The sequence below is a fragment of the Candidatus Blochmannia sp. SNP genome, from assembly GCF_036549215.1.
GTDB lineage: Bacteria > Pseudomonadota > Gammaproteobacteria > Enterobacterales > Enterobacteriaceae > Blochmanniella.
Window position 1 is genome coordinate 266,040 of the sequence record NZ_CP144371.1, and the last position, 13,863, is coordinate 279,902.

Below are 13,863 nucleotides of genomic sequence, written 5' to 3' on the forward strand. Positions count from 1 at the left end.
AATTAAACAATCGAATACATATTTATGTATACTTAAATTAAGTCATTTACAAAATAAAAAATAAAGAATCAGGTTTCATTGCTTTATATAGCAATGAATAATAATTTCATATAGAATGATGTTTTAGTTAGAATATGTATTTCAACTAAAAATGAATACATATTTATAACATATAATTAATCTACTATATAGATAGAAATGATTACTATAATTCTATTTCATATCAGAACAAATTTTTATTTTTGGAGCATTATTAGATGAAGTTACCAATATATTTTGATTATGCCGCTACTACTCCGGTAGACCCCAGAGTAGTAGAAAAAATGATACAATATTTTACCCTAGACGGAATATTTGGTAACCCGTCTTCTCGTTCTCATTATTATGGATGGAAAGCAGAAGAAGCCGTAGATATAGCTCGTAAACAAATTGCTCGATTAATAGGAGCTGAATCAAATGAAATAATTTTCACTTCAGGAGCTACTGAATCAGTAAATTTAGCTATTAAAGGAATAGCTCAAGCTTATCATAAAAAAGGGAAACATATCATTACAAGTATGACAGAACATAAATCAGTCTTAGATACCTGTCAATATCTTGAAAATAAGGGATTTAAAATTACTCGCATAATCCCACAATCCAACGGATTAATTAATTTTAATCAAATCAGTAATGCTCTTCGTGAAGAGACAATATTATTATCTATTATGCATGTAAATAATGAGATCGGCATCATCCAAGATATCACGAAAATTGGCAAATTATGTCGTTTAAACGACATAATATTTCATGTAGATGCAACGCAAAGCGTTGGTAAATTGCATATTGATCTATCTGTATTACCAGTAGATTTGATGTCCTTCAATGGACATAAACTATATGGACCAAAAGGTATCGGAGGATTGTACGTGCGACGAGATAGGCATCCAAAAATTGATATTACCGCTCAAATGCATGGCGGAGGACATGAGTATGGTATACGTTCTGGAACATTGCCAGTTCATCAAATTGTCGGAATGGCCGAAGCATACCGTTTAGCTGAAGAAACTATGACAACAGAAATGATTTATTTAAAAAAAATGAGAAATCGTTTATGGCAAGGATTGCAACAAATTGAAGGGGTATTAATTAATGGTGATCTAAATCATAGTATAGGTACATTATTAAATGTTAGTTTTAGTCATATCGACGGTGAAACTCTAATGATAGCATTAAAAGATTTTGCATTATCCTCTGGATCTGCTTGCACCTCTGGTACTTTAAACCCATCACACGTGTTACAAGCTTTAGGAAGAAATAATGAACTAGCATATAATTCAATTAGATTTTCTTTAGGACGATTTACAACTGAAGAAGAAATAGAATACGCTATCCATCATATTGTCGCTACTGTTGTAAAATTAAACGCAATGATAAACTTATTATAATTTCGTAATACCCCAAAACAATCAATTTATTTTCAAACACTTAATTATTGTACTGTAAAATTCTTATTTTTACATATTTTTCTTATTAAAGATTTAAAATAACTAATTATGGTTTAAATATTACTACATATCATTACTTAATGTAAATTAAAGATATTTCATATATATTAGTTATAAATAATAAACATTACTAATATAGATATCTTGGTTATATAATTAGATTAATAAAAAATTTTACAAAAACATTACACATTATTTAATATATTAAATTGAATATGTGTCTACTTTAAAAATTTAATCTTTAATGCTATTATTAACCACATAGATTTTCTATCAATATGCATTGATACTTAAAATTTTTATTTTGTATACTTAACGTTATATCAGGTCAAAATAAAAACTGACAGGGGAGTTTTATGATTTTTAAAGAACATACACTATCAATTATAAAACCTGATGCGGTTGCAAAAAATATAATTGGATCTATAATTAATAGATTTGAAACTTCTGGTCTTTCTGTTATGGAAGTTAAGATACTAAAACTAACATATATACAAGCTTCTGAGTTTTATTGCGAACATCAAAAAAAACATTTTTTTGAAAGTTTAATAAATTTTATGATTTCTGGACCAATATTTGTACAAATACTAGCAGGTAATAATTCAATACAACGGAATAGAGAAATAATGGGAGCCACTAATCCAAAGCATGCGTTAGCAGGGACTATTAGATCCGATTATGGTTATGATTGTACTAAAAATGCTATTCATGGATCAGATTCTAAAAAATCAGCTATGCGTGAAATCCATTATTTCTTTAATACATAAAAATCCATACTTATAGACGCTATACTACTTATAATCACAATTAAACAATTATATAAAATTATATACAGAACAATTTTAAACGCTAAAATTAACTGATAATAAGAGTATCGAACAACATAAAAACACAAATAATTTTTAAAAAATAAAAACCAATAAATTATAATTTAATTAGTCTTATGTAGAGCCATCCTAATTAAACATTAAATTCATGATCAATATAAATTTTTATAAAAATTAATCGTTAGAGATATATTTAATGTATATAAAAAAAATTAATTTACTTAATATGAACAAAGAAGAATTAATAATTTTTTTCTCTAAATTAGGTGAAAAACCTTTCCGTTCTCATCAAATAATGAGATGGATGTACCATGACTATTGTGATGATTTTAATCAAATGACAAATTTGAGTAAATCTTTAAGAATAAAATTAAATCAAATAGCAGAGATTCGCGCCCCAATAATTACAAAAAAACAACTATCTTCAGATGGAACGATTAAATGGGCGATGAAAGTTGATCAACAACAAATAGAAACAGTTTATATTCCTGAAGATATGAGAACCACATTATGTATTTCATCACAAATTGGATGTCCTTTAGGATGTAGTTTTTGTGGAACAGCACAGCAAGGATTTAACAGAAATTTACATGTATCAGAAATTATTGGTCAAATTTGGAGAATATCAAAACTCATTGCTCTAAATAAACACACTAAAATAAAAAATAACTCTCCCATTACTAATATAGTATTTATGGGAATGGGAGAACCATTACTAAACATTATTAATGTGGTGTCAGCAATAAAAATTATGTTAGATAATCTTGGTTTTGGGTTTTCAAAACGACATATCACTATCTCAACTGCTGGAGTTGTCCCAGGTATAACAAAACTAAAAAATATGATTGATATACCGCTAGCTATATCTCTACATGCTCCAAATGATCTCATCAGAAGCAAAATTATGCCGATTAATAAAAAATATAACATTAATAGTGTACTAGAAGCAATACGTGAATATTTAAAACAAACTAAAACTAAACACAGTCGGGTGGTGACAATAGAATATATACTATTGGATCATATTAATGATGAGATTTTACACGCCCATCAACTAGCAAAAAAACTTAAAGGTATTCCATGTAAAATTAATTTAATTCCATGGAATCCAATCCCGAACGTACAATACACATGCAGCTCCCATATTCGTACTCACGCGTTTCTTAAAATCTTATTAAAATATAACATAGTGACTATTATAAGAAAAATAAGAGGCGCAGATATTAATGCTGCTTGTGGGCAGTTAACAGGAGAAGTAATTAACCGGATAAATTATAATATGATTCATCATTAAACTAATATCATCTTGTTTAATCAATTTTAAACAAGATGATATTAGTTTAAAATACCTCTAATTTATATAATATTTATTCTGGCTATAAATGCAATTTAATATATATCACAAATTTAACAGTAACAATAATTTATTTTTCTATGCCAACACACAATTGGTAATATGATTTCTGTTTATAATCAGGTCTTTTAATTTAGGAAAATCAATATACTTAAACAAATAGAATTATTTAATGTATAAATAATGATCAATAAACACATCAACAAATAATATTTATACATATAATCATTATTTATTAGTTTTATAATATGAAAATATTGGAGAAATTATGAATAATATCTCAAACATTATTCGCCGAAAGTCTACACGTATTTATATTGGTAATATTCCTATTGGAGATGGAGCACCTATTGCAGTACAATCCATGGTCAACACTCGTACTATAAACATATTAGAAACAGTTAAACAAATCAATGCTTTAAAAAAAGCAGGAGTAGATATTGTTCGAGTATCAATACCCACCATGGATGCAGCTGAAGCCTTCAAAATAATTAAACAACAAACAGTCGATATTCCATTAATAGCAGACATTCATTTTGATTATCGCATTGCATTAAAAGCAGCTGAGTATGGAGCAGATTGTTTACGTATTAATCCTGGCAATATCGGAAATAATAAACGTATTCGGTCTGTAGTACATTGTGCCCAAGATAAGAACATACCTATTCGTATTGGTATAAACTCTGGTTCTCTTGAACGCGATTTACAAAAAAAATACGACGGAAATCCAACAGAACATATTCTGTTAGAATCAGCAATGAGGCACGTAGATATTTTAGACAAATTAAACTTTCATCAATTTAAAGTCAGCGTCAAATCTTCCGACGTACTAATAACGGTAGAGGCATATCGTATATTAGCATCTAAAATAAATCAACCATTGCACATAGGTCTTACTGAATCGGGTGCATTACGTAATGGCACAGTAAAATCTGCAATAGCTTTAGGTTTCTTATTACATGAAGGGATCGGAGATACAATACGTATATCATTAGCCGCAGATCCTATAGAAGAAGTTAAAGTAGCGTTTGACATTTTGAGAGTTTTAAAGATTCGTGCTCATGGTATTAATTTTATAGCTTGCCCAGGTTGCGCCCGACAAGAATTTAACGTAATCAATGTAGTTAATGCTTTAGAAGAAAAAGTAAGCGATATCACAACACCCATGGATATATCTATTATTGGATGTGTAGTCAATGGACCAGGAGAAGCAGTGAAGTCAACAATTGGAGTCGCCGGAGCACATAATAAAAGTGGTATATATGAAGATGGTATACGACAACAAAAAAGATGTGATAATATATCAATTGTTGAAGAATTAGAACGACGTATTAGAGCTAAATCTGAATCAATAAATAAAAATAATCCTGATACTTACCATATCAAACATAATAAACAATTCAAAAGTAATACATGATTAAATATAACACAAAAATACAATCTATTCGTGGCATGCATGATTACTTGCCACAAGACACAACTATATGGCAATACGTAGAAAATACACTTATAACTATACTAAATAGTTATGGATACAGGGAAATTAGATTTCCTATTGTTGAAGACACAAATTTATTCAAACGTTCAATTGGAGAAATGACAGATGTAATAGAAAAAGAAATGTATAGCTTTAATGATCGCAATAATAAAAACTTAACATTACGCCCAGAAGGAACATCTGGATGCGTACGAGCGGGTATTGAACACGGACTGTTTTATAAGAAAGAACAACGTCTATGGTACCTCGGGCCAATGTTTCGCTATGAACGTCCTCAAAAAGGACGTTATAGACAATTTCATCAGTTTAGCGCCGAAGCTTTTGGGCAAATAGGGCCCGATATAGATGTTGAATTAATTTTAATTACTGCTCGTTATTGGAAACAATTAGGAATTAGCCATCATTTATCATTAGAATTGAATTCAATCGGCTCATTATCATCTAGATCAAATTATCGAAAAAAATTAATAACCTTTTTAGAAAAACACTCAAACAATTTAGATCATAATGATTTACGTCGTTTATACTCTAATCCCATGCGAATATTAGATACAAAAAATAGTAAAACTAAAGAATTATTACTTCATGCTCCCATGTTAAGTGATTATTTAGATAATGATTCACATACTCATTTTTCTGAATTATGTCAATTATTAGATCTATTAAAAATACCATATACAGTTAATCCATATTTGGTACGCGGCTTAGATTATTATAACAAAACAGTTTTTGAATGGGTTACCGATAGCTTAGGGGTAAAAAAAACTATCTGTGCTGGTGGCCGTTATGATGAGTTAGTACAAGAATTAGGAGGAGATGCAGTCCCTGCTGTAGGATTTTCTATAGGGTTAGAACGTGTAATTTTGTTAATGCAAGAAATCGACAATAAGGCTTTTTTAGATAAAAAAAATACACGCATTGACATTGATGTATATTTAATTAGCTTAGGAGATAATGCTAAAAAATATTCAATACTACTATCTGAACATATTCATTCAATATTACCATCTATACGATTAATGGTACACCATGGGAAAAATAATATAAAAAAACAACTTCATTCCGCTAATAAACATAAGACACGCACTATATTAATCATAAATGAAAAAAATTATCTTACAAAAACGGTTATATTAAAAAACTTACAATTGGGCACCCAAGAAACATTACAGCACGATGAAATTACTGAAAGATTAAGACATATATTATATATAAATTAGACTTATCAAAAATAAATAATACCCCTATTGATCTTTAACATGTCTTCTTTCTGTATTATTTATTTAATTTATTAAATCTATTTAAAATATGAATATATTTCAATACAAAATTAAATCTCACAGCCCACGATAGAACACAAAATATTAAATTATTATTATTCTATGTTATACATAAATAATCCTTTTAAAAATACCAAACTTAATATATTAAGCCACATCATAATCATGAATTAAGCTATTGTAAATCACTCTACTAATTCTACTGTAATATTATGTGTATAATTACTCAAAAAAAAGATAATTTCATTATATTTCCTAATACTGATATTATTACTCATAGATACATATATTCTTTTTATGGATTAAAAAAATGTTCCCTATTATCACATTAATTGGACAAAAAAATGTAGGAAAATCTACCTTATTTAATAAATTAACACATACACATGATGCTTTAATTTCTAATGATCCAGGATTAACTCGAGACCGACAATATGGTTACTTTCAATGCAAACAATTCAAATCTATTCTAATAGACACTGGAGGTATTGATAGGCTACATTATAATATAAAAAAAGAAAATATTCAAAATTATATAACTCACCAAACAATTTTATCAATACAAGAAGCTGATATTATACTATTCCTTATGGATAAACAATCTATAGGAACATCTATAAATTATGACATTTTTAATTTCTTAAAAAAATTAAAAAAACCTATATTTATTGTTATTAATAAAATTGATGATATTCCATATCATATCCATAATATTAGATGGGATTGTTATTCTTTTAGTACAAAAAATACTATCTTTATTTCTGCAATTCATGGAAACGGAATTAATAATTTATTAAAAAATATATCTCTACTAATTTCAAAAAATATATTAAATCACAAAAATAATATACCTAAAACTAATTTAAATACAACTATTCATAAAAACTACATAAATTCACTATCATACAATAAAAAAAATAACCCTGATACTATTACATTAGCTGTCGTAGGAAGACCTAATTCTGGAAAATCTACTTTTATTAATTATATTTTAGGAAAGGACCGTATGATCACCTGTAATATACCAGGCACTACTCGAAATTCTATTCACATACCCATTATATACAATAAACAAAAATACACACTAATTGATACAGCAGGGGTACGAAAAAGAAAAAAAATAAACGACATAGCAGAAAAAATTTCTATTTCTAAAACACTTCAAATCATCAAGACTGCACACATCCTGTTATTTATGGGCGATGTAGATTTAGGAATATCTGATCAAGATTTATACTTATTACGATTTATTGTAAATAATGGAAAAGCATTAATAATTATTTTTAATAAATGGGATAAAATATCTCCAGATCTACATCAAAAAACCAAAAAAAACCTATACGAAAAAATAAATTTTGTTAATTTTACCAAAATACACTTCATTTCAGCATTGTACGGTGACGGTATTAAAACATTATTTCAATCAATCAAAGAAACACATTTACATTCACAGTCTACAAAAACTATTAGTACAATGCGTTTAATCAACATTCTACATGAAGCTATCTCTAAATCTCCTCCTCCACTTCTACACGGTAGAAGAATCAAACCTAAATATGTTCACGTTGGCAAACATAATCCATTAACTTTAATAATTCATGGAAATCATGTTAGTAAATTACCTAACAGTTATAAACAGTATTTAAAAAAATATTTCTATCGTATATTAAATATTACAGGTGTTTTATTAACCATACAATTTAAAGACACCATTAATCCATTTATTAATAAATAAAAACAATATTTTTTAAATATATAAAATACAAATAATCAAAAATTCCTGCTAATCTTCTACTAAAAACACTCTAACTATTAACACCCCATATTTTTATGATTTGTAGCTTCCATATAATTCAATTCCAAAACGTTACAAGTATACCGTCTAATTTTATTTAACAAAATAATATTACCATCTAATTTATTAGTATATGATGGTATTATATCTATAATTTTATTTTTCCAAGAATCACTATTAATTTTACTATTAAACATAGTACTTAAAAGTTCTAATACTATCGAAACTACAGTAGACGCTCCCGGAGATGCACCAAGAAGTGCTGATAAAGTTCCATCATTAGAACTCACCACCTCTGTTCCAAATTGTAATACACCTCTTTTTTCATTATTCCTTTTAATAATTTGAACGCGCTGTCCTGCTTTAACTAAAGTCCAATCTGATGGATTAACTGTCGGATAATATTCTTTAAGCGCATCAATACGTTGCATATCCGACATAATTAATTGACCAATTAAATATTTCAATAAATCAAAATTATCTATCCCAGCCTGAAATATTGGAATTAAATTATGTTTATTTAAAGAATGAAACAAATCCAACCATGATCCATATTTTAAAAATTTACTGCTAAAAGTAGCAAACGGACCAAATAATAAAACCTTATTACCATCTAATATTCTAGTATCTATATGAGGAACCGACATTGGAGGAGTATTAACAGGGGCTCTTCCATATACTTTCGCTAAATGTTGTGAAACTACTTCCTTATTTTTTGTAACCAAAAACTGACCACCCACCGGAAATCCAGCATACCCCCTAACTTCTGGCACACCAGAATTCTGCAAAAGACTAATTGATTTTCCTCCAGCTCCTATAAACACATAACTTGCACGAACACACTTTTTTTGATTAGATCGTCGATCAATTATATGCACATCCCAAGTTGTATCAAAATTATGTCTTATACGGTCAACATCGTGCTGTAAATATAATTTAAAATTCAAACTTTTCTTCAACTCACTCAATAACTGCTGAGTAAGTGCCCCAAAATTAATATCCGTACCTATCTCCATACGAGTAGCCGCTATTTTTTGAGATATATTACGCCCATTAATAACAAGAGGAATCCACTTATGAATTTGCTGCGAATCTTCAGAATACATCATACCACTAAACAAAATACTATTTTGCAATGCTTGAAAACGTTTTTTTAAAAAAGAAACATTCTCCTCTCCCCAAACAAAACTCATATGTGGCACATTATTAATAAAAGAACTTGGTTTATTAAGAACCTCTGTTTGTACTAAATATGCCCAAAACTGACGTGACATTTCAAAAGCTTCATTAACAGCAATAGCTTTTGAAATGTCGACAGAACAGTCTTTAGAATTATATTGAGTATAATTAAGTTCACAAAATGCTGCATGTCCAGTTCCAGCATTATTCCATACATTAGAACTTTCTCGTGCCGGTTCGTCAAGACGTTCATATATGTGAATTTTCCAAGTTGGCTCAAGAATTGTTAAAAACATAGCAAAAGTAACACTCATGATGCCAGCACCAACCAACACTACATCTACAGAAGATTCAATTTTAACCAAGTGATGTTGTTTATTATCCACAACTATAATATTACTCATTTTGTATCACTCAATAATACTATTTCACCTTAACAACACCATAATCAATATAGTCATCTACATATTTGTAATACAAACAACTAAAAACTAATAACAACATACACACTTAAAAATAATACTCTTTAAATATATCATATCCCAATATTCAATTATATATGAAAACTTCAAATACAACACAAATCAACATCCAATCAAAATTAAAACTACTAAATAAAACATACATAAACTATTAAGTTAAAATTTTTACTACCAGCTAAAATATCCATATACGTGGATATTTTATACAAAAGTATTCATTACAACAATACCTACATAACAACATATATACAATTTTAACAAAATTTATAGTTATTAATTTTTAAACAACTTACACACTAAAACTTGATTAATTACACAATTCATGATAGAACTAACCCGTTAGGGTGCGATGGTTAATCCCTATACTTAATCAACAATAAATAACCTATTCGTATGACCTCGTCATACGAATAGGTTATTTATTGTTGATTTTTAAAATTGTGATGTTGAGTAATTTCTATGTTGTTATTGTGGTGTGAGTTGGATTAGTTTTAGGTTAGTAAAATAATTGGGTTTTATGCGGTGTTCCATTTGAAAGTTGTATAGTGTGATGTGATGTTATTTTTTGATAAAGAAGCTTTGACTTTTGATGATGTGTTAATTGTACCATCTTATTCAAAAGTACTTCCTGCAGAGACGACTTTAGATAGTTTGATAACTAATTCAGTTTCTTTGAATATTCCTATTGTGTCTTCGGCTATGGATACAGTAACAGAATCAGATTTGGCTATTGCTTTGGCACAGGAAGGTGGTGTAGGTTTTATTCATAAAAATATGTCTTTGGAGCAGCAAATCAATGAGGTACGTCGTGTTAAACGTTATGAAAGTGGAATAGTAGCAAATCCACAGTGTGTTGCTCCTGATACAACTTTATTACGAGTGAAAGAATTAACTTTTCGTAATGGGTTTGCTGGTTATCCCGTTGTGATGGGTGGTACAAATGAATTAGTAGGAATAGTTACAAGTCGTGATGTTAGATTTGTAAGTGATTTATCAAATTGTGTTTCTTCTGTTATGACTCCTAAGGAGCGTTTGGTTACAGTATTAGAAAAAGAAAATCGAAAGATAGTATTAAGAAAAATGCATGATAAAAGAGTAGAAAAAGTTTTGTTAATTGATTCTCTGTTTCATCTTAAAGGTATGATCACTGCAAAAGATTTCGAAAAAGCAGAACGTAAGCCGCATGCATGTAAAGATGATTATGGACGACTGCGAGTTGGTGCTGCTGTTGGAGTAGGGGATGATTGTATAGCACGTGTTGTAGGGTTAGTTGATGCTGGTTTAGATGTATTGTTAGTTGATTCTTCACATGGGCATTCAGATAGAGTTTTAAAGTGTATTGTAGCTATTCGAAAAATATTTCCTGATTTGCCTGTTGTGGGAGGTAATGTTGTTACAAAAGACGGTGCTTTAGCATTAGTAAGGTCTGGTGTTAGTGCTGTGAAAGTTGGTATTGGACCTGGTTCTATTTGTACAACTCGTATTGTTACTGGTGTGGGAATTCCTCAAATTACAGCTATTTCTAATGTAGCAGAAGCATTAAAAAATACAGACATTCCGATTATTGCAGACGGGGGTATTAGATTTTCTGGAGATATTGCTAAAGCAATAGTCGCTGGTGCGCACTGTGTAATGGTTGGTTCGTTGCTAGCGGGAACAGAAGAATCGCCAGGAGATATAGAATTTTATCAGGGTAGGTCTTTTAAAACTTATCGTGGGATGGGTTCTTTAGGAGCTATGAATCAGGGCTCTGCTGATCGTTATTTTCAGCAACAGGAGGACGATGCTATTGCTGCTTGTAAATTAGTTCCAGAAGGTATAGAGGGACGTGTTCCTTATAAAGGGAAACTGGAAACTATTGTGCATCAATTAATGGGAGGCTTACGTTCTTGTATGGGTTTAACGGGTTGTATGACTATTCGTGATTTAAGAACACAGACTAAGTTTATTCGTGTGAGTCCTTCTGGTATGAAGGAAAGTCATGTTCATGATGTGATGATAACAAAAGAATCCCCTAACTATCGTTTAAGATGATTATTTATTTATGTATTAAAGCATATGATAGATAATAGTTACGATATTTATTTAGTTCAGAGTGTATTATTGATCATTAAATATTTTGGTTAGATAATAAATGGTTACTTTAGATAATAGAATGGATTGTGATACAAAATGTAGTGATTATCGTATTTTGGTAATAGATTTTGGATCTCAATATACTCAGTTATTATTAAGAAGAATCCGTGAGTTGGGCGTGTATTCTGAACTTTTTTCTTGGAACGTTAGTGAGTCTCAAGTAAGTGCGTTTAATCCTAATGGAATTATTCTTTCGGGAGGTCCTCATAGTGCTGTTGATCTTCATTTTCCATGTGTTCCTGAGTTTGTATTTCAATTGGGCATACCTATATTTGGAATTTGTTATGGTATGCAGATTATGTCACAGCAGCTGGGTGGAGAGGTACAGCATTTAACTACTCAGCGTGAGTTTGGTTGTACTCGAATAACACTCGTTACTGAAAGTATTCTTACAAATGATATGTGTGATTATGTTGATAATATTACAGGTTATTCGGTATTAGATGTATGGATGAGTCATGGAGATGTAGTTACTACTGTTCCTCAAGATTTTACTGTTATTGGTATTAATAAATATCGTCAAGTTGCGATTATGGCTAATGAGGATCGGCGCTTGTATGGTGTGCAATTTCATCCGGAAGTTACTCATACTAAACAAGGAAAAAATATTTTAGAACGTTTTATTATGTGTATTTGCTCTTGTAAATCTTCATGGAAGGTAGCTAATATTATTGATAATATTGTTATGGATATTCGTGTGAAAGTGGGTAATGATAAAGTAGTGCTTGGATTTTCAGGTGGAATTGATTCTCTTGTCACAGCTTTATTATTGAGACGTGCTATTGGTTGTCGATTTATTTGTGTGTTTATTGATAATGGGTTATTATTACATCGTGAATTTGATCGAATTAAGAATTTTTGTGATAAAAATTATGATTTGGATATTATTTATGTGCCAAAAGAACAGCTATTTTTAGATGCTTTAATTGGAGTTATTGATCCAGAAGAAAAAAGAAAAGTAATTGGTAGGATTTTTACAGAAGTTTTTGAAGAGCAAATTAGTAATCTAGTACCTATAAAGTGGTTGGTTCAGGGTACTATATACTCAGATATTATTGAATCTGGTGTATCTTTATTTTCTTCTAAAAATGTAATTAAATCGCATCATAATGTAAGTTGTTTTTCAGGTATTATGAATGTTCAGTTATTAGAGCCTATAAGAAATTTATTTAAAGATGAAGTTCGTAGTATTGGATTAGAATTAGGATTGCCTTATAGTATAGTATATCGTTATCCGTTTCCAGGGCCTGGTTTAGCTATTAGAATTTTAGGTGAAGTAAAAAGGGAATATTGTGATATTTTGCGTAAGGTAGATTGTATTTTCATTGAGGAACTTAAGCGTGATAATTTGTATTATAAGATTAGTCAGGCTTTTGCAGTGTTTTTACCGATACATTCAGTGGGTATACAAGGAGATCAGCGGAAGTATGAATGGGTGGTTTCTTTGCGTGCAGTAGAGACCATTGACTTTATGACAGCACGATGGGCTTATTTATCTTATGATTTTTTAAATAAAGTATCTAATCGTATTGTTAATGAGGTTGAGGGAATATCTCGTGTAGTGTACGATATTTCTTCTAAACCTCCGGCTACTATTGAATGGGAGTAAGTGTGTATATTTTTGTATAAGTTGAAACTTTTTAATAATTTTATTCGGTTGTGTTATTGTTGATTTGATAGTTTGAAGTACGCATGTTTTATAATGATTGAAAGTATTGTATAGTTTATGTCTGTTTATTGTTGTATTTATACAAATATTGGTATAAGTACAAGTTTTTATAGTTTATTTTTATAAAATGTGTGTAATGTGTATGTCTAAAGATTG

Annotated in this window: 9 protein-coding genes; 8 read left to right on the top strand and 1 reads right to left on the bottom strand. The window is 29.5% G+C overall.

The genetic code is table 11. From position 1 onward, the window contains the following. Positions 1-257: 257 nt before the first annotated feature. The 6 genes from VOI34_RS01115 (at position 258) to der (ending at position 8,181) form a co-directional block, all read left to right on the top strand. On the top strand, positions 258-1,427 hold the full coding sequence (locus VOI34_RS01115; RefSeq protein WP_331828616.1) for an IscS subfamily cysteine desulfurase: 1,170 nt from the start codon (positions 258-260) through the stop codon (positions 1,425-1,427). A gap of 416 nt (positions 1,428-1,843) precedes the next feature. Continuing rightward, a complete protein-coding gene (gene ndk, locus VOI34_RS01120; protein ID WP_443092746.1) occupies positions 1,844-2,254 on the top strand; it encodes a nucleoside-diphosphate kinase in 411 nt (136 codons plus the stop codon). Between the two features lie 256 nt (positions 2,255-2,510). Beyond that, entirely contained in the window at positions 2,511-3,608 is a 1,098-nt protein-coding gene (rlmN, locus tag VOI34_RS01125) for a 23S rRNA (adenine(2503)-C(2))-methyltransferase RlmN (protein WP_331828617.1), read from the top strand. A 328-nt stretch (positions 3,609-3,936) separates the two neighbouring features. Then, positions 3,937-5,085, top strand: coding sequence for a flavodoxin-dependent (E)-4-hydroxy-3-methylbut-2-enyl-diphosphate synthase (gene ispG / locus VOI34_RS01130; RefSeq protein ID WP_331828618.1), 1,149 nt, complete (start codon positions 3,937-3,939; stop codon positions 5,083-5,085). Further along, the gene (gene hisS, locus VOI34_RS01135; RefSeq protein WP_331828619.1) at positions 5,082-6,386 is read left to right on the top strand and encodes a histidine--tRNA ligase; all 1,305 of its coding nucleotides are present in this window, start codon (positions 5,082-5,084) and stop codon (positions 6,384-6,386) included. Before ispG ends, hisS begins: the two co-directional genes overlap by 4 nt. A gap of 370 nt (positions 6,387-6,756) precedes the next feature. Then, entirely contained in the window at positions 6,757-8,181 is a 1,425-nt protein-coding gene (gene der / locus VOI34_RS01140) for a ribosome biogenesis GTPase Der (protein WP_331828620.1), read from the top strand. A 77-nt stretch (positions 8,182-8,258) separates the two neighbouring features. Here der and mqo read toward each other — a convergent pair whose 3' ends face one another. Then, the gene (mqo, locus tag VOI34_RS01145) at positions 8,259-9,824 is read right to left on the bottom strand and encodes a malate dehydrogenase (quinone) (RefSeq protein ID WP_331828621.1); all 1,566 of its coding nucleotides are present in this window, start codon (positions 9,822-9,824) and stop codon (positions 8,259-8,261) included. Positions 9,825-10,457: 633 nt separating this feature from the next. On the opposite strand from mqo, the gene guaB reads away from it, so the two are divergent. After that, positions 10,458-11,936: an IMP dehydrogenase gene (gene guaB / locus VOI34_RS01150; protein WP_331828622.1), complete on the top strand. Its 1,479-nt coding sequence runs from the start codon at positions 10,458-10,460 to the stop codon at positions 11,934-11,936. A 100-nt stretch (positions 11,937-12,036) separates the two neighbouring features. Next, the gene (gene guaA / locus VOI34_RS01155) at positions 12,037-13,647 is read left to right on the top strand and encodes a glutamine-hydrolyzing GMP synthase (RefSeq protein ID WP_331828623.1); all 1,611 of its coding nucleotides are present in this window, start codon (positions 12,037-12,039) and stop codon (positions 13,645-13,647) included. Positions 13,648-13,863 lie beyond the last annotated feature (216 nt).